Source organism: Type-A symbiont of Plautia stali (assembly GCF_059731155.1).
Genome location: NZ_AP035891.1, coordinates 2,056,879 through 2,079,909, shown reverse-complemented (window position 1 = coordinate 2,079,909; position 23,031 = coordinate 2,056,879). Strand labels below are relative to the sequence as shown.

The 23,031-nt window shown below is 56.2% G+C and carries 20 protein-coding genes, 1 tRNA gene and 6 pseudogenes; 19 read left to right on the top strand and 8 right to left on the bottom strand.

The genetic code is table 11. The annotated features are described in order from the left end of the window. The 18 genes and pseudogenes from AC6I8M_RS11175 (at position 1) to ybiX (ending at position 14,557) form a co-directional block, all read left to right on the top strand. Positions 1–1,155: an AAA family ATPase gene (locus AC6I8M_RS11175; RefSeq protein ID WP_498013376.1), complete on the top strand. Its 1,155-nt coding sequence runs from the start codon at positions 1–3 to the stop codon at positions 1,153–1,155. Between the two features lie 11 nt (positions 1,156–1,166). After that, positions 1,167–1,469, top strand: coding sequence for an HI_1482 family protein (locus tag AC6I8M_RS11170; RefSeq protein ID WP_010617117.1), 303 nt, complete (start codon positions 1,167–1,169; stop codon positions 1,467–1,469). A 2-nt stretch (positions 1,470–1,471) separates the two neighbouring features. Beyond that, positions 1,472–1,702 (top strand): hypothetical protein, encoded by a 231-nt coding sequence (locus AC6I8M_RS11165; protein WP_010617118.1) that lies wholly within the window; start codon positions 1,472–1,474, stop codon positions 1,700–1,702. A gap of 32 nt (positions 1,703–1,734) precedes the next feature. Next, positions 1,735–2,265 carry a host-nuclease inhibitor Gam family protein gene (locus AC6I8M_RS11160; protein ID WP_010617119.1) on the top strand — a complete coding sequence of 177 codons (531 nt, stop codon included), beginning with the start codon at positions 1,735–1,737 and terminating at the stop codon, positions 2,263–2,265. Then, complete coding sequence (locus AC6I8M_RS11155) at positions 2,262–2,432, top strand: hypothetical protein (protein ID WP_010617120.1); 171 nt, start codon at positions 2,262–2,264, stop codon at positions 2,430–2,432. Before AC6I8M_RS11160 ends, AC6I8M_RS11155 begins: the two co-directional genes overlap by 4 nt. Before the next feature lie 246 nt (positions 2,433–2,678). Continuing rightward, entirely contained in the window at positions 2,679–2,858 is a 180-nt protein-coding gene (locus AC6I8M_RS11150; protein WP_022547326.1) for a hypothetical protein, read from the top strand. 136 nt (positions 2,859–2,994) lie between these two features. Further along, on the top strand, positions 2,995–3,417 hold the full coding sequence (locus AC6I8M_RS11145; protein ID WP_498013375.1) for a gp16 family protein: 423 nt from the start codon (positions 2,995–2,997) through the stop codon (positions 3,415–3,417). Next, on the top strand, positions 3,411–3,785 hold the full coding sequence (locus AC6I8M_RS11140) for a Mor transcription activator family protein (protein WP_498013374.1): 375 nt from the start codon (positions 3,411–3,413) through the stop codon (positions 3,783–3,785). The genes AC6I8M_RS11145 and AC6I8M_RS11140 overlap by 7 nt, the downstream gene beginning before the upstream one ends. A 253-nt stretch (positions 3,786–4,038) precedes the next feature. Next, positions 4,039–4,686: a hypothetical protein gene (locus AC6I8M_RS11135; RefSeq protein ID WP_022547328.1), complete on the top strand. Its 648-nt coding sequence runs from the start codon at positions 4,039–4,041 to the stop codon at positions 4,684–4,686. Positions 4,687–5,188: 502 nt separating this feature from the next. Then, positions 5,189–5,485 (top strand): annotated as a pseudogene (locus tag AC6I8M_RS11130) (branched-chain amino acid ABC transporter substrate-binding protein); the annotation flags it as partial. Between the two features lie 81 nt (positions 5,486–5,566). After that, positions 5,567–6,480, top strand: a pseudogene (locus AC6I8M_RS11125) (ABC transporter permease subunit). Positions 6,481–6,490: 10 nt separating this feature from the next. Next, complete coding sequence (gene livM / locus AC6I8M_RS11120) at positions 6,491–7,774, top strand: high-affinity branched-chain amino acid ABC transporter permease LivM (protein WP_058948885.1); 1,284 nt, start codon at positions 6,491–6,493, stop codon at positions 7,772–7,774. Further along, positions 7,767–8,642: an ATP-binding cassette domain-containing protein gene (locus tag AC6I8M_RS11115; RefSeq protein WP_010618242.1), complete on the top strand. Its 876-nt coding sequence runs from the start codon at positions 7,767–7,769 to the stop codon at positions 8,640–8,642. Before livM ends, AC6I8M_RS11115 begins: the two co-directional genes overlap by 8 nt. Continuing rightward, positions 8,635–9,385: pseudogene (locus AC6I8M_RS11110) on the top strand (ABC transporter ATP-binding protein). Before AC6I8M_RS11115 ends, AC6I8M_RS11110 begins: the two are co-directional and overlap by 8 nt. A 120-nt stretch (positions 9,386–9,505) precedes the next feature. Beyond that, positions 9,506–10,910 (top strand): annotated as a pseudogene (locus tag AC6I8M_RS11105) (EmmdR/YeeO family multidrug/toxin efflux MATE transporter). Positions 10,911–11,071: 161 nt separating this feature from the next. Beyond that, positions 11,072–11,206: a hypothetical protein gene (locus AC6I8M_RS11100; protein ID WP_318285202.1), complete on the top strand. Its 135-nt coding sequence runs from the start codon at positions 11,072–11,074 to the stop codon at positions 11,204–11,206. A 355-nt stretch (positions 11,207–11,561) separates the two neighbouring features. After that, positions 11,562–13,828 (top strand): annotated as a pseudogene (locus AC6I8M_RS11095) (catecholate siderophore receptor Fiu). 51 nt (positions 13,829–13,879) lie between these two features. Further along, entirely contained in the window at positions 13,880–14,557 is a 678-nt protein-coding gene (gene ybiX, locus AC6I8M_RS11090) for a PKHD-type hydroxylase YbiX (RefSeq protein WP_010618239.1), read from the top strand. 57 nt (positions 14,558–14,614) lie between these two features. Here the strand turns inward: ybiX and AC6I8M_RS11085 are convergent. The 3 genes and pseudogenes from AC6I8M_RS11085 to AC6I8M_RS11075 form a co-directional block, all read right to left on the bottom strand. After that, positions 14,615–14,690: transfer RNA gene (locus AC6I8M_RS11085), tRNA-Asn, on the bottom strand. 103 nt (positions 14,691–14,793) lie between these two features. Beyond that, positions 14,794–15,541: pseudogene (gene mtfA, locus AC6I8M_RS11080) on the bottom strand (DgsA anti-repressor MtfA). Positions 15,542–15,779: 238 nt separating this feature from the next. After that, complete coding sequence (locus AC6I8M_RS11075; RefSeq protein ID WP_010616876.1) at positions 15,780–16,460, bottom strand: ASCH domain-containing protein; 681 nt, start codon at positions 16,458–16,460, stop codon at positions 15,780–15,782. A gap of 284 nt (positions 16,461–16,744) precedes the next feature. Here AC6I8M_RS11075 and AC6I8M_RS11070 point away from each other — a divergent pair, with 284 nt between their 5' ends. Continuing rightward, positions 16,745–17,161 (top strand): MarR family winged helix-turn-helix transcriptional regulator, encoded by a 417-nt coding sequence (locus tag AC6I8M_RS11070; RefSeq protein ID WP_498013373.1) that lies wholly within the window; start codon positions 16,745–16,747, stop codon positions 17,159–17,161. Here AC6I8M_RS11070 and recG read toward each other — a convergent pair. The 5 genes from recG to gmk are packed head-to-tail and all read right to left on the bottom strand — an operon-like array spanning position 17,158 to position 23,023. Beyond that, positions 17,158–19,236 (bottom strand): ATP-dependent DNA helicase RecG, encoded by a 2,079-nt coding sequence (gene recG, locus AC6I8M_RS11065; protein ID WP_010616878.1) that lies wholly within the window; start codon positions 19,234–19,236, stop codon positions 17,158–17,160. The genes AC6I8M_RS11070 and recG overlap by 4 nt on opposite strands. After that, on the bottom strand, positions 19,233–19,928 hold the full coding sequence (gene trmH / locus AC6I8M_RS11060; RefSeq protein ID WP_058948886.1) for a tRNA (guanosine(18)-2'-O)-methyltransferase TrmH: 696 nt from the start codon (positions 19,926–19,928) through the stop codon (positions 19,233–19,235). Before trmH ends, recG begins: the two co-directional genes overlap by 4 nt. 3 nt (positions 19,929–19,931) lie before the next feature. Continuing rightward, the gene (gene spoT / locus AC6I8M_RS11055) at positions 19,932–22,043 is read right to left on the bottom strand and encodes a bifunctional GTP diphosphokinase/guanosine-3',5'-bis pyrophosphate 3'-pyrophosphohydrolase (protein ID WP_010616880.1); all 2,112 of its coding nucleotides are present in this window, start codon (positions 22,041–22,043) and stop codon (positions 19,932–19,934) included. A 20-nt stretch (positions 22,044–22,063) separates the two neighbouring features. Then, positions 22,064–22,339: a DNA-directed RNA polymerase subunit omega gene (gene rpoZ / locus AC6I8M_RS11050; protein WP_010616881.1), complete on the bottom strand. Its 276-nt coding sequence runs from the start codon at positions 22,337–22,339 to the stop codon at positions 22,064–22,066. Positions 22,340–22,399: 60 nt separating this feature from the next. After that, complete coding sequence (gene gmk / locus AC6I8M_RS11045) at positions 22,400–23,023, bottom strand: guanylate kinase (protein WP_010616882.1); 624 nt, start codon at positions 23,021–23,023, stop codon at positions 22,400–22,402. Between the last annotated feature and the right edge of the window lie 8 nt (positions 23,024–23,031).

Below are 23,031 nucleotides of genomic sequence, written 5' to 3'. Positions count from 1 at the left end.
ATGCTGAAACTGAAAACCCTGTTACAACAACACAATCTGACACAGGCAGCACTGGCCCGGGCGCTTGACCTTTCCGGGGCGACACTGGCGCAGATAGTCAATCACCACCAGTGGCCGAAACAGGACACCGACGCGCTAAAACACCGTATCCGGGCCTGGTTACGTGACCAGGGTATCGCGACGGACGACTGCTTTGACGGGGTTACGTCCGGCGGCAGGGAAAAGCACACACCACCCAGCAACGAGGAGGACACCATGTTACTCAAAAAACAGGTATTACTGCCTGCCACCAAAAAGCATTTTGGGCTGTTTCGCGCCCCGTTTGATGACAACGCGGTACAGGGTCATGAAGATGTGTTTTTAACCCCTGAAAGCCGTTATGTGCGCGAGGCGTTGTACCAGACCGCCCGCTATGGCGGCTTTATCGCGGTTATCGGGGAATCCGGTTCGGGTAAAAGTACCCTGCGTCGTGACCTGACTGACCGCATTTATCGGGAAAACGCCCCGGTGGTGGTGATTGAACCCTACGTGCTGGCGATGGAAGACAACGACCATCAGGGCAAGACCCTCAAAGCCGCCAGTCTCGCCGAGGCTATTGTCCACACCCTGGCCCCACTGGAAAAACTCAAACGCTCACCCGAAGCCCGCTTCCGTCAGTTACACCGACTATTAAAAGAGAGCAGCCGTGCCGGGTACAGCCATGTGCTGGTGACTGAAGAAGCCCATTGCCTGCCCATCCCGACCTTAAAGCACCTCAAACGCTTCTTTGAGCTGGAAGACGGTTTTAAAAAACTGCTGTCCATCGTCCTGCTGGGACAACCCGAGCTGGGCGACAAGTTATCCGAGCGCCTGTTAGCGGTCAGGGAAGTGGTACAGCGCTGCGAGGTCATTGACCTGCCGCCGCTGGATGAACACCTGAGCGACTTTCTTGATTTCAGGTTTAAACGCGTCGGTGGCGACATGAACAACGTTCTCGGCCCGGACGCGATACCGGCACTGCGTCAACGCCTGAGCTGGCTGCGCCCGAAAAAAGACACGCCGGTCAGCCTGCTTTACCCGCTCGCTGTCGGCAATCTGGTGACCGACGCCATGAACCTGGCCGCCGAGAACGCCATCCCGGTTATCGACGCCAATATTATTCACAGTGTGCATTAAAGGAGGCTTTTATGCTGAACCCCGCCGTGACCATTAAAAACCCGTCAGCGATGACCTACCAGGCCATCCAGCAGCAGTTCAGGCAATGCCTGTCGGTGATGGACAAACTCAGCCAGGAGGGCTTTACCGTCAGTCAGTTTACCGTTGATGGCTATAGCCGTCCGACCATTATCCTGCGGCATGACCGACGGTGTGATGCCTTACATCAAAAGGGCCATGCCGTTCGCTATGCCCTGGGTACTGACCGTCAGGGCCGCTGGGAAAAATACCAGTTCCTGCAAGATAACTGCCGAATCACCTGGGAGGTACGTTAATCATGAAAACACGCCCTGTCCGTATTACCGCACGACAATCGGTTTATCTGGCAAAAACCGTGGATATTACCGAACAGGACTATGAAACCTATTTATCGATTTGCGAAAACTGCCGTGATTTTAATGAACAAGACCAGCGTCTTGGTGAAATAGCGGCCCGATACCACATGAATTTATTTGAGCATATTCAACACACTGACGCCCCTGAAGACATTATTTTCGAGCGCGTTTAATTCCCGACGTTGTTAATTAAAAGGTAAAAAAGATGGCAAAGAAAATAACGCGGCTTAAAGCCGCGGCGGGTGCCTGCACCCCGCAAACTCGTGAGCAGGTGATAAGCGATATTAAAAATCTGGGCGATATCCAGCGGGAAATGACCCGACTGGAGACGCAGATTAATGATGAAATTGCACGATTAACGCATCAGCATGCGGCTGATATTGAAGCCATGAAGGCCCGCATCACCCTGTTGCAAAAAGGTATCCAGACCTGGTGCGAGGCCAACCGGGAGGAGCTTACCCAAAACGGCAAAACCAAAACCGCCAACCTGATAACCGGCGAGGTGTCATGGCGTAACCGCCCGCCATCCGTTTCGCTAAAAGGAATGGACGATATCCTGCAGGCGCTGGAAGAAAACGGGCAACACCACTGCATTATTCGCAAGGCACAGGTGGATAAAAATGCCCTGCTAAAAAATCAGGATACCATCAGGCCCCTTAATATTCGCGGCATTACCTTTCATCACCAGCTTGAGGATTTCATTATTACGCCCTTCGGGCAGGAGGTGACCTCATGAGCTATCAGAAAATAAAACCTCTGCGCCGCCAGATTGAAAGGCACATAAACCGCGCCATGCATCACCTGCGGGCAGACCATTCTGCCGCCGCGTATTGTGAATTTCAACATGCCTTCGGGATACTGGCCGGACTCATCGTCGACTCAGATAAGGAAAACCCGTTATGAGCATTACCTGCATCAGCTGCCATCAGGCAACCCGTCACCTGAATCCTGCCCAGGCCCGGATTATCCAGCAACCGGAAAGCGGCGAGTGGGGAATTGACCTGCTGCTGGCCTGCCCACACTGCGGACAGCCTTATAGCGCCTGGATACTTAACTGGGATGTCGTGCCACTAAAAGGTATCACGACAAATTCGCCATCAACGCCACACACTCACAATAAACCCGCCGGTTAACGGGGAGGACATCGCCATGTGGATATTAATTTTGGCCATGTACGCCAGTCCTTATAGCGATAATGTTTTTTCCTCCCTGCATACACAGGATTTTGACACGGCAACCGCCTGTCAGCAGGCCGCCAGACTGTTTGCGAAAAAATTTGAAACCTTCAGGGATATTGATGCCAGGGCGATTTGCGTGAAGAAGTCATAGCGGAAAAGCGGCATGTAAACCATTCAATTGTATAATAACGCCATTCATTTTATAATCCTTCAAACCCCGAAGGATTATTTTTTGCTCACCGCATAAGGAAACCTGACCCCGACCACAACGATAAAGGACGTCACCGATGACCCGACAAAAGTACCTGCAGTTAATCCATATTGCCGCCCACCAGCTCAAACTGGATGACGCGACTTACCGCCAGATGCTGCACAGGCTGACGGGGAAAACATCGGCAAAAGCCCTGAATCCCGGTCAACTGGCGCAGGTGTTAAACGCCCTGAAGACACAAGGCTTCCGTATCCAGCCCCATCAAGCCAATACAAAAAAGCAGACCGACCGTCCGCAACTCCAGAAAATGCAGGCCCTGTGGCAGGCAATGGCCCAGGAGGGCATTGTCCGTGATGCGTCAGCAACAGCCCTGGCCCACTTTGTTAAACGGGAAACCGGCTGTGATTCGCCTTACTGGCTGGACAGCCAACAGGCCAGCCAGGTTATCGAGAAACTCAAGCAGTGGCAAAAGCGCGTGGCGAGGGCAGCATCATGCTAGAGAATACCTTTCGTAGCAAAGGGCCGGAGTTACTGGTTGAGCTGGCCGAACACACCGCCCAGACTGTCAGGCAGATTATCGATGTTGACCCTGCTGTCGCCAGCCAGATAGGTGATGCCGTCGCCAGTCAGATGATGGCGGTCTGGGGCGGGCAAAATGTCTATTTTCCAATGGGGTTGATGTGGAAAATTAATCAGCGTGACCGGGAGATATTTGCTGACTTCAACGGCCATAACCACCACGCGCTGGCGCGTAAATACAAAGTCTCGTTACAGTGGATTTATTCGGTAGTCAAACGGGTTAAAAAAGAAGAACTGGCCCGCATCCAGGGCAATCTGTTTGAAGATGAAGATAAGCCGCCTCGATGACTGTTTCTTGTTTCACACAGTGAAACGTCGGAGAGAAAAACATAACCTGTACACCAGATAGTGAGTATTGGTTTAATGCTAACCAGACAATAGAAGAATATTTCATATGCTCGATTCATCACTTGTTGTGCAATGAGGGTAAAATCCTCAACGTCATTAAAGGTGTTTACTAGTCTGTTTGCCATATGTATACAAGAATGTTCTGCGAGAAAGCACTAATGAGTCCTGGCAACACGAGGCGAAGGAGGATTGAATGATAGAGGCATCGCTGCTGAATCTGCCCTGGGCAACTCTGGTAACACTGGCCTCTGGCTACATCGGTTATTTTATTGCCAATGTTGGCTTGAAACAGCACCATAAGCCTGTTGATATCACGTTTACGACCCTGGTCTTTTGTCTTTTACCCGCCGGGCTTTATCATTCAGCAGTGTGGTTGGGGTTCAACACCTACATAGCATCTGTTCCGGCTGTTATCTCTGCTTTTATTGCAGGTTCGGTTTGGCGCAAATACGGCAAGAAATGGATGTATGGCCTCCTGCGGAAATATGATATATCGTGGTCTGACAGCACCCACTCTGCCTGGCAGAGGATGTTTGACCAGCGTGGCTACTATGTTTCGGAAGTCTATGTTTACCTGAAAAATGGCTCAACGCTTTTGTCGGAAGCACCTGGCCACTTTGAAGGGCAACCATGCGGATGCTTTGTTCTGGGAAACGAAAAAGACATTTTGCTCTATGTAACCCATGAAAAAGCGGCTGGCAGCACAGACTGGAAAGCATGCAGTGATGTACTGCATGAAACCTGGGGAGCACTGGCGACTTATGTCCCTGCGGATCAGATAGCGCGGGTACAGGTAAGGAGAACCAGGTTCAAAGAGGCAAGGGTTCTCCCTGAAGAGTAACGTTATTGTCGGGCTGGTCTGGATGGCGGTGGTGTGACTGGTTTAGAAGATGAGTCTGTTTTCTCATTACGAAGCGTATCTTTGTCGAAAACAATCGTCACCATACCTTTGGAGTCGTCAGAGTAGTCAACGCGGTCATGCCTCTGGTCTTTGTTATTACTCATTGCACTTTCCTCACGTAGTATAAGAATCGATGTACTAGCAAACGAGATTCTAGATTATCGTTGAGGAAAGATGCAATGGCAGGTGATTTTGATTCTGTTTTCTCTTTCACATACTGAAAAGTAATTACAGCAGGAAAGCCATCAGGCTCTTCTCCTGACTGAACCGGATACGACTTCAAGTAGCAACATGATTTCAATAATCGGTCGATTTGAGTACTGATTTCTGTTTCACTATGTGAAACTTAATTACCTCACCCGTCCCAGATAGATCCAGTTTGTCCCAGGTAGATCCACATTTATCGCACGTTTCCCTTTTAAATATCTCACGTCCTATCAACATGACCTTCGGCAATGACCCGCGCACCATCGCGGATGGCAAAGCGGTGATTGAAAAATTCCGCGCCAGCGGTTTTGAACCGGAAGGGTATACGCTTTACGTCTACGCCTCCATTCAGGCTCTGGCCGCCGCCTACAAAGCGGCAGGTAAAGACAATGCCAAAGCCAGCGACTGGCTGAAGGCCAACAGCGTTGACACCGTGATGGGCAAGAAGGCGTGGGACGAAAAAGGCGACCTTAGAGTCTCGGATTACGTGGTCTATCTGTGGGATGACAAAGGCAAATATCACCAGCTGTAATTCGCTCTGCGGCCCCGCGCGCAGCGGGGCCGTTCGCATCTGAGAGTGACCTGTGCACGCCTTCCACCTGCGAGAGACAATATGGACGCCTTCTTTATACAGCAGCTGATTAACGGCCTAACGCTGGGCGCGGTCTACGGGCTGATCGCTATCGGCTACACCATGGTTTACGGCATTATCGGCATGATTAACTTCGCCCACGGCGAGGTGTACATGATCTCTGCTTATCTGTGTGCGATCGGGCTGGCGCTGCTCAGCTACTTCGGCATTCACTCCTTTCCGCTGCTGATCTTTGGCACGCTGTTGTTCACCATTGTGGTCACCGCCGCTTACGGCTGGGCCATCGAGCGCATTGCCTATCGCCCGCTGCGTAATTCCACGCGGCTGGCACCGCTGATCTCTGCCATTGGTATGTCGCTGATTCTGCAAAACTATGTGCAGCTCAGTCAAGGACCGAATCAGCAGGGCATTCCAACCTTGCTCAGTGGCGTGCTGCGTATGGAGATCGACGGCGGCGTGGTGCAAATCACCTAGACCAAAGTGTTTATCCTGGTGGCGGCGCTGTGCGGGATGGCGCTGCTGACCTGGATTATCCAGTACACCAAACTGGGCCGTATCTGCCGTGCGGTCCAGCAGGATCGGCGCATGGCATCGATTCTCGGTATCAATACCGACAGGGTGATTTCGCTGGTGTTTGTCATCGGCGCGGCGATGGCCGGGCTGGCGGGCGTGCTGGTTACCATGAACTACGCACGTTTGATTTCTACGCCGGCTTTATTATCGGCATTAAAGCCTTCACCGCGGCGGTGCTGGGTGGCATCGGTTCGCTGCCCGGCGCGATGCTGGGCGGTTTGCTGCTGGGCGTGGCCGAGGCGCAGTTCGCCGGGCTGGTGAACTCCGATTACAAAGATGTGTTCTCGTTTTCGCTGCTGGTGGTGATTTTAATCTTCCGTCCGCAGGGACTGCTGGGCCGACCGCTGGTCGCCAAAGTGTGAGGAAGCCAGAATGAATGCAATGACGCAAACAAGCGGCATCTGTCAGGTGCTGCTCGACACGCTGCTGGCCGGTGCTGTCGCGCTGGTGGTGTTCGGCACGGTGGTGGGCGTGGTGCTCAGCGGCTACAGTTTTACGCTGTCGCCGCTGCGCGTGGCGCTGCTGGTGGCGGTGGTAATGGCAGGACGTTTGCTGCTGGGGCTGTTTCTGCATACCGCTGTGGTGCGCCGTTTTCTGCGCAAGTTTGAGAGCAACGATGACGGCGTATACGTGCGTGAACCCGGTTACCGCTCGCGCCTGCGCTGGATAATACCGCTGCTGCTGGTTGTGGCCTTGGTGTTTCCGTTTCTCTCCAGCAAGTATCTGCTGACGGTGGCGATTCTCGGACTGATCTACGTGCTGCTGGGACTCGGGCTCAATATCGTGGTCGGCCTCGCCGGGCTGCTCGATCTGGGCTATGTGGCATTCTACGCCATTGGTGCTTACGGGCTGGCGCTGGGCTATCAATATCTCGGGCTGGGTTTCTGGAGCATGATTCCCATCGCTGCGCTGCTGGCGGCATTGGCCGGTGCGTTGCTCGGCTTTCCGGTGCTGCGCATGCACGGTGACTATCTGGCTATCGTCACGCTCGGCTTCGGTGAAATTATCCGACTGGTGCTGAACAACTGGCTGTCGTTCACCGGGGGGCCGAACGGCGTCTCGGTGCCGTCACCGACCTTTCTCGGCCTTGAGTTCGCCCGCCGGGCAAAGGAGGGCGGCATACCGTACCACCAGTGTCTGCATCTCGATTACAACCCCAACATGAAGTTCATCTTTATCTACGTGGTGCTGGTGCTGGTAGTGCTGCTGGTGCTGTTTATCAAGCACCGGCTGACGCGCATGCCGATTGGCCGGGCGTGGGAAGCGTTGCGTGAAGATGAAATCGCCTGCCGCGCCATGGGGCTGAATCACGTGCTGGTGAAGCTGTCGGCCTTTATGCTCGGCGCCTCAACCGCCGGTATTGCCGGGGTATTTTTCGCCAGCTATCAGGGGTTCGTTAATCCCACCTCGTTTACCTTTTTTGAGTCCGTGCTGATTCTGGCCATCGTGGTGCTGGGCGGGATGGGCTCGACGCTCGGCGTGGTGCTGGCCGCGTTTGTGCTGACGGTGGCACCCGAGCTGCTGCGCAGCTTTGCCGAGTACCGCGTGCTGCTGTTTGGCATGTTGATGGTGCTGATGATGATCTGGCGTCCGCGTGGCCTGGTGCGCACCGCACGCGTCGGTGTGCCGCTGAGAAAAGGAGTACGCCATGAGTGATGCCATCCTGCAGGTTGATAACCTGATGATGCGCTTTGGCGGCATCAAAGCGCTGAATGATGTCAGCCTGCGCGTGGAGCGCGGCTCGGTCACCGCGCTGATTGGCCCCAACGGCGCGGGCAAAACCACGGTATTTAACTGTCTGACGGGATTTTATCGCGCCAGCGGCGGGCGCATTGTGCTCAATGCCCATCAGCGTAGCACCGATGTGATTCAGGTGCTGGGCCAGAAAATACAGCCGGGTGACTGGCTGCGGCCGGCGCGGCTGGGCTCGCGCATCTGGTACAAGATGTTCGGCGGAGCACATCTGGTCAATCGCGCCGGTCTGGCGCGCACCTTTCCGAACATCCGCCTGTTTCGCGAGATGTCGGTGGTGGAGAACCTGCTGGTGGCGCAGCATATGCAGGTCAACCGTCAGCTGCTGGCCGGCATTCTCAATACCCGTGGCTATCGTGCGGCGGAAAGTCGCGCCCTCGATCGCGCTTTTTACTGGCTGGAGCGCGTTGATCTGGTCAGCAGTGCCAACCGGCTGGCCGGCACGCTCTCATACGGCCAGCAGCGGCGGCTGGAGATTGCGCGCGCCATGTGCACCCGGCCGGAGCTGATCTGCCTGGATGAGCCCGCAGCGGGGCTCAATCCGGTCGAAACCGAGGCGCTGAGCCAGATTCTGCACCAGCTGCGCGCCGATCACCGCATCAGCGTGCTATTGATTGAACACGATATGCCGATGGTGATGCGCATTTCCGATCACATCGTCGTGCTGGATCACGGTGACGTGATCGCCCAAGGCACGCCGCAGCAGATTCGTCACGATGCGAAGGTGATCGCCTCTTATCTCGGCGCGGAAGAGGAGAGCGAGCATGGCTGAAGCAATGCTGGCGTTTGAACAGGTGGATGTGTTTTACGGCCCGGTGCAGGCGCTGAAGCAGGTGTCGCTAACCGTGGCGGAGGGGGGAAACTGTGGCGCTGATTGGGGCCAACGGTGCGGGAAAATCCACGCTGCTGATATCGATTTTTGGTCAGCCGCGCATTGCCAGCGGTGAAATTCGCCTGCGTGGAGAACCCATCAGCCAGCGGTCGACCCATTTTATCGCCGCCAGCGGTATTGCCCAGGCGCCGGAAGGACGGCGCATCTTTCCGGATATGACGGTGGAAGAGAACCTGCTGATGGGCACCATCGCCATCGGCGAGCGCTACATGAAGCAGGATAAAGAACGCATGTACACGCTGTTTCCACGCCTGCTGGAGCGGCGGAAACAGCGGGCAATGACGCTCTCCGGTGGCGAGCAGCAAATGCTGGCGATCGCCCGCGCGTTGATGAGCCGGCCGCGTCTGCTGCTACTGGATGAACCCAGTCTCGGGCTGGCCCCGCTGGTGGTGAAGCAGATTTTCAGCATCCTGCGCGAGCTGACGCAGCAGGGCATGACGCTGTTTCTGGTGGAGCAGAACGCGCGCCACGCACTGCAACTGGCGGATCGCGGTTATGTTATGGTCAATGGCGAAATTCGTCTGAGTAGCAGCGGCAGCGAACTGTTGCACAACGAAGAGGTGCGCAGCGCCTATCTGGGCGGTAGCGTCGGCGCGGGCGGGCAGTCAGCAAAAAGTTTGTAATAATGATTAAATGGTGACGGGAAACACTTTGCATAATCGTTAGCAGCCTATCATCATTATTACTCTACTTCTTAACCAAAGTGATTTGGTACTCCCTTGCAAAATCTTGGCGTAGCAGTAATGCGGGCGATCAGAAACACGGCGTGGTATCCTAAACTCCGTGCTTACCGCACGCTGTTGTGGCGTGAAATCACCCCACTGGCGGTGCCCATCTTTATTGAGAACCTGTGCGTGATGCTGATGGGGGTGCTCAGTACCTTTCTGGTGAGCTGGCTGGGCAAAGAGGCGATGGCGGGCGTTGGGCTGGCCGACAGCTTTAATATGGTGATCATCTCCTTTTTTGCCACCATCGATCTCGGTACCACGGTGGTGGTGGCATTCAGCCTGGCCAAACGCAACGGCAAGCGTGCGCGTGCGGCGACGCGGCAGTCGCTTGGATTGATGACGGTGCTGGCGTTTGTGCTGGTCATCGCCATCGAGTTCTGGGGACATCTGATCGTTGACGTGATTGCCGGCAACGCCGAGCCGCAGGTAAAAGAACTGGCGCTCAGCTATCTGCAAACCTCAGCGTGGAGCTATCCGGCGGCGGCGATTGCACTGATAGGCAGCGGCGCGTTGCGCGGTGCCGGCAACACTAAAATTCCGATGCTGATTAACGGCGGCATGAATAATCCTGAATATCATCATCAGTAGCGTGCTGATTTACGGTGCGCTCGGCTGGGAAGGGATGGGATTTGTTGGTGCCGGGCTGGGATTAACCATTTCACGCTATATCGGCGCGGCGGCGGCCATTTACGTGCTGTATCGCGGCATCAGTCCGGCGCTGAAAATCACTCCGGCCAGCTATTTCCGCCGCTGGGATCGCAACATCCTGATGGAAGTGCTGGGGATTGGCGTACCGGCCAGTATCGAATCAGTGCTGTTTAACGGCGGCAAACTGCTGACGCAGATTTTTGTCGCCGGCATGGGCACCAATGAGATCGCCGGTAATTTTATTGCCTTCTCCATCGCCACGCTGATCAACCTGCCGGGCAACGCGCTGGGTTCCGCGTCGACCATTATCAACGGCAGGCGCTTGGGGAAAAATCAGGTGATGCAGGCGGAGCGGCAGATCAAGCACGTATTCTGGCTGGCGATGATTGGGTTGTGCACGCTGGCGTTTATCACCGTGCCCCTGGCCGGCACGCTGGCGCAATTTTATATCCGCGATCCGCAGGTGATTGAGGTGACTAAACACCTGATCTGGCTGAATGCCGCCTTTATGCCTATCTGGACCGCCTCCTGGGTGCTGCCGGCCGGGCTGAAGGGCGCGCGCGACGCGCGGTACACCATGTATGTGTCGATGTTCAGTATGTGGGGCGCGCGCGTGGTGGCCGGTTATCTGCTGGGCATGGGGGGGATTGGCGTCTGGCTCGGCATGTTCCTCGACTGGACGGTGCGCGGTATCTGTTTCTGGTGGCGCTTAACCAGCGGCAAATGGCTGAATAATTACCGCAAAATGCTGGCGAAGAGCAATGGCCAGTAGGGTCGCCCTTCAGGGTGACCTTAACCATAATTCCGGACCGCGCAGCCACCTTTGCCACCCTGATATGCAAAATGCAGTAATCCAACGCATAACTTGTCGTTTGGTTCCGCGTCCGGGCTGGGGTTTACTGTCAGCGTTAACCTTTTATGGAGAAGCTGACAATGAAGAAGATCCTGCAGCAGTGGCTGGCGCGTCTGGCAGCCAGCAAAGCCGCCACCCCTGACGGGCGCGAATTCGACCCCGATCAGCCAGCTGTACGGCGTGGAGTTTCATCCTTCAGTGTATCGCTACTATGAGCGATAACCGCCGCCACCAGCGCATGCGCTATTGCTACTGGAATGAACTGTGCACGCCAGACCAAAAACCCGCTCACGCCGAGCGGGTTTTTTTATGCTGTTTTCCCGCCTGATGAAAAAATTGCCGTAACTTCCCGCCGGTTTGTTCAATTGTATTGATTTCGTAATTTTAACGTAAAGAAAAGTATTCCCAAGCGGCAGCGTGCGTGTAAGAATATAAAGGTAAATGATAACTATTGGCGTTATTATTTATGTGTTGTCTGGGAAAACCGTGTTGATTCAGTAGTATGCCTGAATGGCATGTGCGGTTAAGACAATGAGTGCGTTAATAACGATAAGAAACTCGCCTTTTAACATGGATAAAAATCGCCAGCTGCCGTTTGGTAGCTTCAATTTGCTGACCCTGTTCACCGGGCTTTGTATTAATATTTCGCCGGCTGCGGCGCTGGGTGCCGATAACTCCGGCAAAAAATCTGATGATACGTTAGTGGTTGAAGCGCGCACGCCTTCGCTGTACGCGCCGAATGCCTCGGCCGATCCCAAATTTACCCGTCCGCTGGTGGATACCACCCGCACCATGACGGTGATTCCGTATCAGGTCATCAAAGATCAGGGCGTCACTAATCTGACCGACGCGCTGAAAAACGTGCCGGGCGTCGGGGCGTTTTATGCCGGGGAAAACGGTAGCTCAACCACCGGCGATGCGGTGTACATGCGCGGTGTCGATACCTCCAACAGCATTTACGTAGATGGCATTCGCGACATCGCCAGCGTCACGCGCGATACCTTCAACACGCAGCAGGTGGAAGTGATCGAAGGGCCTTCCGGCACCGACTATTGTCGCAGCGCGCCATCCGGCTCGATCAATATGATCAGCAAACAACCGCGGCTGGATACCGGCCTTGACGCGTCAGTCAGCGCCGGCAGCGCGTGGATGCGCCGCGGCACCTCGATTACAACTAGGCAATCAACGACAATACGGCGTTTCGCCTTAACCTGATGGGTGAGAAAACCCATGATGCGGCGCGTTACAACATCCAGAACGAGCGTTATGGCGTCGCGCCTTCGCTGGCGCTGGGGCTGTACGTCAACTATTTGCACGTCCACCAGAACAACACACCGGACGGCGGTATTCCGGCCGTTGGCCTGCCCGGCTATTCGGCACCGTCTGCCGCGTATGCTGCGCTAAACAATTCCGGCAAGGTCGCCACCAGCAACTACTACGGTACCGATTCTGATTTCGACAAATTGACCACCGACAGTGCCACGCTGCGCTTTGAACACGATTTGAGCGATAACACCACGCTGCGCAACACCACGCGCTGGTCGCGGGTGACGCAGGAGTATCTGCTGACGGCGGTAATGGGCGGAGCCAGTAACATTACTGCACCCAACCCGAACGATGTTGGCAGCTGGCGCTGGTCGCGCCTGGCAAACACCAAAGATATCAGCAACCGTATTCTCACCAACCAGACCAATATCACCTCGAAATTTGCCACCGGTTCTGTCGGGCATGATGTGAGTGCGGGCGTAGAATTCACGCGTGAAAACCAGACCACCTATGGCGTCAACGCGCTGACCCCACCTGCGGTGAATATCTACCATCCCATCAGCAGCATTTCGATTGGCGGTCTGGACCGCAACGGTGCGAACGCTAACGGGCAGACTGACACGTTTGGCATCTATGCGTTTGATACGCTGGCGATTACCTCTGACTTTGAGCTGAACGGCGGCATTCGTCTCGACAATTATCATACCGAGTACGACAGCGCGACGGCCTGTGGCGGCACCGGACGCGGCGCGCTGGCTTGTCCGGCGGGCGTGACGCGCAATACGCCGGTGACCACGGTGGACACGGCGAAATCCGGCAATCTAGTGAACGGGAAAGCGGGGGCGCTCTATCGTCTGACCGAACAGGGTAACCTGTATGTGAACTACGCCATCTCCCAGCAGCCGCCAGGTGGCAGCAGCTTCGCGCTGGCGGCGGGTGGCAGCGGCAACAGTGCCAACCGCACCGATTTTAAACCGCAGAAGGCCAAATCCAGCGAAGTGGGGACCAAGTGGCAGGTGCTGGACAAGCGACTGCTGCTGAACGCCGCACTGTTCCGCACCGATATCGAAAATGAGGTCGATGCCAACGATGACGGCACTTACTCGCAAACCGGCAAGAAGCGCGTAGAAGGCTATGAACTCTCAGCAACCGGCAACATAACGCCAGACTGGGAAATCATTGCCGGTTATACCATGCAGCACGCTTCGGTGCGTGAGGGTGCCAGCGTGGCGCAGGATGGTTCATCTGCCCTGGCCTACACGCCGAAGCACGCCTTTACGCTGTGGACCAACTATCAGGCCACTGATGCACTGTCGGTGGGAGCGGGCGCACGTTACGTTGGCAGCCTGCGTCGCGGCAGTTATGGGGCCGTGGGCACGCCGGATCACACCGAAGGCTACTGGGTGGCCGACGCGAAGCTCGGGTATAAGGTCAACAATAACCTCGACCTGCAGCTCAACGTGTATAAGCTGTTTGATACCAACTATGTGGCATCGATCAACAAGAGTGGCTACCGCTATCATCCGGGCGAGCCGCGCACCTTCCTGTTGACGGCTAACGTGCATTTCTGATGGTCAACCGTGGAGCGTTCGCGCTCCACGCTTAATGGCGAGAACTCCGCGATGATGTATCACATTCCTGCCGTGCTAAACGCTGAACAGCTGGCGCACTTTACCGCACAGCTGCAGCAGGCTGACTGGGTTGACGGACGGGCGACGGTCGGCAGCCAGGGCGCGACCGTAAAAAATAACCAGCAGATTGACACCGGCACGCCACTCTACGATCGGCTGCAGGCTGCAGTGCTTCAGGCACTGAATAGCCATCCGCTATTCTTTGCCGCCGCGCTGCCGCGCACGCTTTCTGCGCCGCTGTTCAACCGTTATCAGCAGGGGGAAACCTACGGTTTTCATGTTGATGGTGCGGTACGCCACAATGGTGCGGCCGGCTGGATGCGTACCGATCTTTCCGCCACGCTGTTTCTGTGTGAACCTGACAGCTACGAGGGCGGGGAACTGGTGATCGAGGATACTTACGGTCAGCACCGCGTAAAACTGCCGGCGGGCGACCTAGTGCTTTATCCCTCCAGCAGCCTGCACTGCGTCACGCCGGTCACGCGCGGCGCGCGGGTCGCCTCGTTTTTATTGATTCAGTCGATGGTGCGCGATGATAAGCAGCGCGCGATACTGTTTGAACTGGACCGCAACATTCAGAGCCTGAAAGCGCGCTACGGTGACAGCGAAGAACTGCTGTCGCTGCTGAATATGTACCACAACCTGCTGCGCGGCTGGACGGAAGTTTAGCCGTCACGCAATAACAAAAAGCCCGCTCAGGTTTCCCTGAGCGGGCTTCTTTTAATCTGGCTCCTCTGACTGGACTCGAACCAGTGACATACGGATTAACAGTCCGCCGTTCTACCGACTGAACTACAGAGGAATCGTTGGAACGAGGCGAATATTAATGGCAGCCCCGGTGGGTGTCAACCGCTAAAAACACATTTGTATTCAACTGGCTAGCAAAACGGCAAAGCGATCGTGATTTAAGCAGATTCCGGTGCCTGTTGCGCCAGACGCGCCAGCGGATCCTGATGGTAAAACTGTTGCAGATGGCGATACATGGCCGGAAAACGGCTGGCGAGCAGGTCGGGAGCGCTGAAAAAGTACTCCGACAGCACGGCAAAACATTCCGCCGGATCGCTGGCGGCATAGGGATCGAGGGTCGCGGCCTGTTCACCCACCAGCTCCACTTCCGCTTCAATCTCGGCCATCGCCTGCAGTAAATCTTTTTCCCAGCTGGCCACATCGCGCAGCGCGATGGCCGGGATGCCGCTGGTGTAACCGCTGCCGCGCGCGTCGAGCTTGTGCGCCACTTCGTGGATCAGCAGGTTGTAACCAGAGAGATCGTATGAGTCCTGGATGTCCAGCGCGTTCAGCACCACCGGTCCCTGCGTCCAGCTCTGGCCGGCATGCACGGCCGGTGCGTGGTGCACTAGGCCGCTGTCGTCCTCCCAGCGATCGTCAACGCTGAACGGCTCCGGGTAGATCAGCACTTCGTGGAAGCCGTCGAGCCATTCCAGACCCAGCTTTAAATACCGGCAGGCAAAACAGTAACGACAGGCGAGCCAAGCGCAGTTCGCTGAGTTCCAGCCCCTGAAGCAGGAAGCGTTGTGCCAGCGCCTGCTGTTCGTCGCTGCTCAGCAGAGAAAAGATCGTCTGCCCCAGCGCCTGTTGCCAAGGCAGGGCAGTCACGGCAGCATCTTTTTGTGCACGCCACGGCCATTTGATCATTGCGTCACTCACTCTGCAGGGCGGAAATCATATCCTGACGCGGCAGACGATAAATTGCCAGCGTGGAATCAAAGCCGCTTATTCAACCTGTTAGCGGCGGATTTGTCTGTGACAGGGATTGCAAACTGGCAAGGTGGGAAAGGGTGCGCGCTGTGCCGCAGGCGAGGGGGCACGTGCTGGTGATTCACTGAATCGCGCAAAAGACGACGCCCTCTTCCGTACGGAAGAGGGCAAACGGTTAGCCTTCACGCTCCACACGCTGGAATGCGATGACCCAAACCCAGGGATTCACCTCCCAGCTGGTGGCGCCGTACTGCTTCTGCCACGCCTTGCGGTAAGCTTCTTTCGGCGATTCGGAATTCATGTTCATAGTGAAGAAATTATTGAGGAAGTGCGAATCGGTCTGCACGCCTTCCGCCATGATGTCGTCTTCGCTGATGTCCTGAGTTTTCTCCGCGCGTACCGCAGTTATTTTCAGATCGATGCGGCTGGCCCAGCGCGGCGTATGGATGGCGGTCTGCCAACCAAACTGCTCGGCGACCTGCTGATTTTCTTCCTGTTGTCCAAGTTCATGGCTGTCGGCGCGATACTGGCAAAATGCCGGATTGTGGAACGGCAGCGGATCGCGCTCGTATTCCGCCAGCTGCGCCTCAGGCACAATCGGACCCCGCCAGGTTTCACGCACCCACAGGCGATCGCCGACCTGGCCAAACGGGCACTGGGCGCCAATGTCCGCCATCGACATTAGCTTGTAGCCATGCAGATGATTAGCGCTGACATCAAACGCGTGTACGCCTTCATGATGATCCTGTCCCGGGCCAAACGCCTGAGTTTTCATAATGCGCCGGGTCTGAGTTTGCTGGCCAACCAGCAGGGCGCGAACCCGCTGTTCGGAAAAAAGAATCGGCCGTTCTTTCATTATGTACCTCATGTTGTATCACGTACCCGGAGAACTTCGACGAAACATCCGTATCCTCGGATGAGAGCATTAGCATAATGGGTTTGAATCAATTTGCTTAATAATTTGTCGCCTTATTATCCGGCAATAACTGCCGCTTCCGGTATTAAAAATGGCTCATAAACAAACAGTGTGCTGACGAAGGCTCCGGGTACAGGTGAGAGCAGTAAATTTCCCCTATACAGTACGTTATAACGGTCGCAATGGGAATCTTTTCAGATTAGGCCTGCTCTGGGATGACGTCAATGAAAAGCGTGCAAAATACACATAATAACGCTGGCTTCGATGATTTGCACAACGCGCTGCTGATGATTGTCGGGACCTTTACTCGTCCGCAACGTGATGAATTTTTGATAAAAGAGTCCGGTATCCAGCTGGATCGCGCCGGGCGTGATTACACCACCGTCAGCCGCCAGGTGGCGAAGCTGGAAGAGCTGGGGCTGGCGCAGCGGCAGAAAAATGCCAGAGACAAGCGGGTGAATGAGGCGGTGATCACGGCGGCGGGAAAAGCGATGACGGACAAAATCGACGCGGCGCGCACCCAAATCTATCAGCAGCTATTCGCTGGCTGGTCAACCGAAGAGCGCGCTGAGTTAACGCGCCTGTTACAGCGCTTCGTCGGGGATTTTATGGCGGTGGATCGTCAGCTGCAGGTGGATTAAGCGTGGCTGTAGCGCTCGGTTTCCGGCAGCCAGCGCTCGATCAGTGCCTGAGCCTGTTCGGGATAATGCTGGTGGATATGGCGCGCCACGCGCTGAACTTCCGGAATCATGCTTTGATCGCGCAGTAAATCGGCAACTTTAAACTCGGCGTTGCCGGTCTGGCGCGTGCCGAGCAGTTCACCCGGACCGCGAATCTCCAGATCGTGCTGGGCGATGACAAAACCGTCGTTACTGTCGCGCAGCACCTGCAGGCGTTTCTGCGCGGTTTTACTCAGCGGCGCTTTGTAGAGCAGCACACAGTGTGAGGCTACGGCACTGCGGCCAACGCGTCCGCGCAGCTGATGCAGCTGTGCCAGACCAAGTCGTTCCGGGTTTTCGATGATCATCAGGCTGGCGTTGGGCACATCCACGCCGACCTCAATGACCGTGGTAGCCACCAGCAGCTGGATTTCGTTGGCCTTGAACGCCGCCATTACCGCCTGTTTCTCCGCGGGCTTCATACGCCCGTGAACCAGACCGACTTGCAGGTCCGGCAGCGCCACTTTCAGCTCCTGCCAGGTGGCTTCCGCCGCCTGCACTTCCAGCACGTCGGATTCATCGATCAGCGTACACACCCAATAGGCTTGACGGCCCTCGTGGCAGGCGCTTTGTACCCGGGTGATGATGTCGCTGCGGCGGGTATCGGGAATTGCCACCGTGGTCACCGGCGTACGGCCCGGCGGCAGCTCGTCAATGGTTGAGGTATTGAGATCGGCGTAGGCCGTCATCGCTAGGGTGCGCGGAATCGGGGTAGCGGTCATGATTAGCTGATGCGGATGAAAACCCTGCTCCTCGCCTTTTTCCCACAGCGCCAGCCGCTGATGCACGCCGAAACGGTGCTGCTCATCAATGATCACCAGCGCCATGCCGTTAAACTTCACCTGTTCTTGGAACAGCGCATGCGTGCCCACCACCATCGCCACCTGACCGCTGGCAATCGCCTCCTGCTGCGCTTCGCGCGCTTTCCTTTTCTGCTTTCCGGCCAGCCAGCCAACCTCTACGCCAAGCGGCGCAAACCACTGGCGGAAATTACTGGCGTGCTGTTCAGCCAGCAGTTCGGTGGGGGCCATCAGCGTCACCTGTTTGCCCCAGGCGATCACGTTCAGCGCCGCTAGGGCAGCCACCAGCGTTTTACCGGAGCCGACATCACCCTGCACCAGGCGCATCATCGGGAAGTCGTGCGCCAGATCGCGCTCAATCTCTGCCACCACGCGCCGCTGCGCCGCGGTGGGTGAGAAAGGCAGTGCAGCCAGCAGCTTATCCACCAGTTCGTGGCGTGCCGGCATGGGCAGGGCGTGATGACGCTGCGCGCCGGCGCGTACCGCCAGCATGCTGAGATTGTGCGCCAGCAGCTCTTCGAGAATCAGACGCTTCTGCGCCGGATGACGGCCGGTTTCCAGCTCGCTCAGGCGCAGGTCCGGCGGCGGCCGGTGCAGGGTGCGCAGCGCCTCTGGCAGGCTGATCAGACCGCCGCTCAATTCCGGCGGCAGCAGTTCGGCAATCGGGCAGCTCTCCAGCAGCGTCAGCGCCTGATCGGTGAGATTGCGCAGCGTGGCCTGGCGAATACCTTCGGTGGTGGGATAGACCGGCGTCAGGGTTTTCTGCAGCTCAACGCCACCCAGCTCGCCCTGGACGCGATACTCCGGATGAATGATTTCAGCGCCGCGCTGGCCGCGTTTGATCTCGCCATAAGCGGTGACGCGACGGCCCGGTGCCAGGCTGTTTTTCATGCAAGCGTTGAAATTGAAGAAGCGCATCGTCAGCACGCCGCTGCCGTCGCTGATCTGGCATACCAGCATGCGGCGGCGGCCAAAGGTGATTTCGCTGTGCAGCACTTCACCTTCCACCGTCGCCCAGATGCCGGGCAGCAGATCGTTAATTTTGTACAGCTGGGTGCGATCTTCGTAGCGCAGCGGCAGGTGCAGCAGCAGATCCTGAATGGTAAACAGGCCGAGTTTCGCCAGCTTACTCGCCTGGCTGGCGCCGACGCCGGTCAGGGTACTGAGCGGAATGGCATCCAGCAGACGGCCTTTCATTTTTTACCCGTCGCTTGCATGGTGGCCCACCAGACGGCATCGGCTTCGACTTCGCCCTGCGCGTTGATGTGCGGATAGGGCAGGCCTTTCTGCTTCGCCACGCGCGCCAGCACCGGATAACCGCCCTCAAACAGCAGGCGCTGCTGCTCATCCTCGTCCAGCAGGCTGTGCTGGCGGCGATACATGCCGGAGTTTTGCCGCTGGCGCTGGGCTTCATACAGAATCAGCGCGGAGGCCACGGAGACATTCAGCGACTGCACCATACCGACTATCGGAATGATGATATCGCGGTCGGCCAGCGCCAGCGCTTCAGCGGTGATGCCGGTTTTCTCCTTGCCCATCAAAATACAGGTCGGTTTGGTGTAATCGATCTCGCGGAAATCAACCGCTTTGTCTGACAGATGGGTCGCCAGCACCTGCATACCGCGATCTTTCAGATGGCGCACCGCATCAGCAATGTGGCGATGGGTTTTCACCTTCACCCAACTGTTACTGCCCGCCGACGCGGATACCATGGTGCGCATACGCACGCTGGGCCATACCGCGTGAACTTCGTGGATGCCGACGGCGTCGGCGGTGCGGATCACCGCAGAGACATTGTGCGGCTTATGCACCTGCTCCATGCAGACGGTGAGATCGTGCTGGCGCATGGCCAGCATCTCTTGGATACGAGCAAAACGTTGAGCGTTCATGCACTAATTACGGTTACGGTGAACTTTAATCACGTCCGGCATCACGCGGATTTTACGCATGATATTGGCCAGATGGACGCGATCGTTCGCGGTGAGGCGGATGAAGGCGCTGTAAACGCGGCCGTCACGCTCTTCGGTATTGAGGCTTTGAATATTCGAACCTGCGGTATTGATTGCCGCGGTCAGGTTGGCCAGCGCGCCCTGGTGGTTAAACATATCCACCTTAATCTCGGCGACAAACTCCTGATCGGTCACTTTATCCCATTCAACCGGCATGAATTTTTCCGGTTCTTTCTGGTAGCCGCGAATGTTACGGCAGGATTCGTGATGCACCACCAGACCTTTACCGGGGCTGACGTGCGCGACAATCGGGTCGCTAGGGATCGGACGGCAGCACTTGGCGAAGGTAATCAGCACGCCATCAGCGCCTTTGATCGGCAGCTTTTTACTGCGCTTGCTGCTGCCAGAAGACGGTTCGCTACCGGATTGCAGCAGGTTCTTCGCCACCACCACGCTCATGGCATTGCCGAGGCCAATCTCCGCCAGCAGATCGTCGATGCTGGAGAGCTTCATACGCTCCAGCTCCTGCTGAATATTCTCCGCCGGAATTTCGGCCAGCTTTTTGCTGCTGCCGAGTGCGTGGCTCAGCGGACGACGACCGAGGTTAACGGAATCTTCGCGCTTGAGGTTTTTCAGCAACTGGCGAATTTTGGCACGCGCTTTTGAGCTCACCACAAAGTTGAGCCACGCGGCATTTGGCCGGGCGCCAGGTGCAGTAATGATTTCAATCGTCTGGCCGCTGGTCAGCGCCTGCGACAGCGGATACGGCTGGCAATCGACGCGCGCACCGACGCAGGCGTGACCGATATCGGTGTGCACCGCATAGGCGAAATCCACCGGCGTGGCGCCGGCGGGCAGTTCGACTATACGGCCTTCCGGCGTAAACACGTAGATCTCATCCGGGAACAGATCGGATTTTACGCTTTCGATGAATTCAAACGAGCTGCCAGCGCTCTGCTGCAGCTCCAGCAGACTTTGCAGCCAGCGCTGGGCGCGAATTTGCGCGGTGGTACCGCTTTCGCCAGCTTCTTTATAAGCCCAGTGGGCCGCCACCCCCATCTCCGCCATATGATCCATATCTTCGGTACGGATTTGCACCTCAACCGGCACGCCGTGCGGGCCGATCATGGAGGTGTGCAGTGACTGATAGCCGTTGGCTTTGGGAATGGCGATGTAATCTTTCACGCGTCCGGGACGCGGTTTGTACAGGCTGTGCATCTGACCGAGCACGCGATAGCAGGTATCGAGGTCTTTCACGATGACGCGAAAGGCATAAATATCCATGATCGAGTGAAATCGCTGCTCTTTCAGGTGCATTTTGCGGTAGATCGAATAGAGATGCTTTTCACGTCCGCTGACGCGGCAGGGAATGCCGACCTCCTGCAGACGCCCGTCGATTTCCGACAGGATCTTCTGAACCATCTCTTTACGGTTACCGTGCGCCGCTTTCACCACCTCTTTAATCACGCGGAAACGGTTTGGATAAAGCGCTTCAAAGCCGAGCTCTTCCAGTTCCGTTTTCAGGTGATGAATACCGAGGCGGTGCGCCAGAGGACTGTAAATCTCCAGCGTTTCCAGCGCGATGCGCCGTTTTTTATCCAGACGCAGCGCGCCCAGCGTGCGCATGTTGTGCGTGCGGTCAGCCAGTTTGATCAGGATGACGCGAATGTCCTGCACCATCGCCATGATCATTTTGCGGAAGTTTTCAGCCTGCGCTTCTTTCTTGTCGCGGAATTTCAGCTTATCGAGCTTGGAAACGCCTTCCACCAGCTCGGCCACGCTTTTTCCGAACAGCTGTTCCATGTCCTGATAGGTGGCGGGCGTATCCTCAATCACATCATGCAGCAGCGCCGCCATCAGCGTTTCGTGGTCGAGCTTCATCTCGGCCAGAATGCAGGCAACCGCAACGGGATGGGTGATATAGGGTTCGCCGCTGGAGCGTGTCTGGCCCTCGTGGGCATCACGTGCGACAAGGTAAGCTTGCTTGAGGCGCTTGATTTGCTCCTCAGGCAAGTATTTTTCAATCAGCTGATTGAGGCTTTCAAACAGATACAAGGTTGACCTGCAGAGTGCTGTTAACGACGACCTTCAGCGATAGCGGTAACGGCTTGTAACTCAGCGGCTTCCTGCTCTTGCTGTTCCTGACGATCACGGACATCCAGAATCTGGTTGGTGATCAGGTCTTCTTCTATTTCGCGCAGGGCGATAACGGTGGCTTTATCGTTCTCTTCCGGAACCAGCGGATCTTTGCCGCCTACCTGCATCTGACGTGCACGACGTGCAGCGACCAACACCAAGTCAAAACGGTTACCAACTTTCTCTACTGCGTCCTGAACGGTTACGCGTGCCATAATAGGTGTGCTACTCCACAGATGATGAAGAAATGACTGGGCATAATACTGAAAGTGACTTCAGACTGCCAATAGTTTGCTGATTAAAGCATCATGTCGCGCTTTCTGGCGACCCATACGCAGACGTTCTGCGCGAATAATGGTTTTCAGATCCGACAGCGCCAGATCGAAATCATCATTAACAATCAAATAATCGTATTCGGCATAGTGGCTCATTTCTGCCACTGCCTGCGCCATGCGGCGGGCAATCACCTCTTCGCTGTCCTGACCGCGGCCGCGCAGGCGGCGATCCAGCTCTTCGGTGGACGGCGGTAGAACAAAGATGCTGCGGGCGGCCGGCATTTTCTGGCGAATCTGTTGCGCGCCCTGCCAGTCAATGTCGAGAAACACGTCAACGCCGGTCGCCAGCACCTGCTCAATCGCCGCACGTGAGGTGCCGTAATAATTGCCAAACACTTCCGCATGCTCAAGGAAAGCATCCTCGGCGATCATGCGTTCGAATTCAGGCTTTGAGACGAAAAAGTAGTGTTCACCATGCGCTTCGCCGGGGCGCATGCCGCGGGTGGTATGAGAAACAGACACCTGCGTATCGTACAGCGGTTGTGTCTTTAACAGCGCCTGAATCAGGCTGGATTTACCTGCGCCGCTGGGGGCGGAAACAATATAGAGCGTGCCTTGAGCCATGGTTATCT

Excerpts from the sequence above, each read along its gene's own strand:
- rpoZ (WP_010616881.1), bottom strand. The coding sequence starts at position 22,339 with ATGGCACGCGTAACCGTTCAGGACGCAGTAGAGAAAGTTGGTAACCGT.
- AC6I8M_RS11145 (WP_498013375.1), top strand. The coding sequence starts at position 2,995 with ATGACCCGACAAAAGTACCTGCAGTTAATCCATATTGCCGCCCACCAG.
- AC6I8M_RS11150 (WP_022547326.1), top strand. The coding sequence starts at position 2,679 with ATGTGGATATTAATTTTGGCCATGTACGCCAGTCCTTATAGCGATAAT.
- AC6I8M_RS11155 (WP_010617120.1), top strand. The coding sequence starts at position 2,262 with ATGAGCTATCAGAAAATAAAACCTCTGCGCCGCCAGATTGAAAGGCAC.
- trmH (WP_058948886.1), bottom strand. The coding sequence starts at position 19,928 with ATGAACGCTCAACGTTTTGCTCGTATCCAAGAGATGCTGGCCATGCGC.
- AC6I8M_RS11100 (WP_318285202.1), top strand. The coding sequence starts at position 11,072 with ATGAAGAAGATCCTGCAGCAGTGGCTGGCGCGTCTGGCAGCCAGCAAA.
- AC6I8M_RS11165 (WP_010617118.1), top strand. The coding sequence starts at position 1,472 with ATGAAAACACGCCCTGTCCGTATTACCGCACGACAATCGGTTTATCTG.
- AC6I8M_RS11135 (WP_022547328.1), top strand. The coding sequence starts at position 4,039 with ATGATAGAGGCATCGCTGCTGAATCTGCCCTGGGCAACTCTGGTAACA.
- AC6I8M_RS11070 (WP_498013373.1), top strand. The coding sequence starts at position 16,745 with ATGAAAAGCGTGCAAAATACACATAATAACGCTGGCTTCGATGATTTG.
- AC6I8M_RS11170 (WP_010617117.1), top strand. The coding sequence starts at position 1,167 with ATGCTGAACCCCGCCGTGACCATTAAAAACCCGTCAGCGATGACCTAC.
- ybiX (WP_010618239.1), top strand. The coding sequence starts at position 13,880 with ATGATGTATCACATTCCTGCCGTGCTAAACGCTGAACAGCTGGCGCAC.
- AC6I8M_RS11115 (WP_010618242.1), top strand. The coding sequence starts at position 7,767 with ATGAGTGATGCCATCCTGCAGGTTGATAACCTGATGATGCGCTTTGGC.
- AC6I8M_RS11175 (WP_498013376.1), top strand. The coding sequence starts at position 1 with ATGCTGAAACTGAAAACCCTGTTACAACAACACAATCTGACACAGGCA.
- AC6I8M_RS11160 (WP_010617119.1), top strand. The coding sequence starts at position 1,735 with ATGGCAAAGAAAATAACGCGGCTTAAAGCCGCGGCGGGTGCCTGCACC.
- recG (WP_010616878.1), bottom strand. The coding sequence starts at position 19,236 with ATGAAAGGCCGTCTGCTGGATGCCATTCCGCTCAGTACCCTGACCGGC.
- AC6I8M_RS11075 (WP_010616876.1), bottom strand. The coding sequence starts at position 16,460 with ATGAAAGAACGGCCGATTCTTTTTTCCGAACAGCGGGTTCGCGCCCTG.
- gmk (WP_010616882.1), bottom strand. The coding sequence starts at position 23,023 with ATGGCTCAAGGCACGCTCTATATTGTTTCCGCCCCCAGCGGCGCAGGT.
- AC6I8M_RS11140 (WP_498013374.1), top strand. The coding sequence starts at position 3,411 with ATGCTAGAGAATACCTTTCGTAGCAAAGGGCCGGAGTTACTGGTTGAG.
- livM (WP_058948885.1), top strand. The coding sequence starts at position 6,491 with ATGAATGCAATGACGCAAACAAGCGGCATCTGTCAGGTGCTGCTCGAC.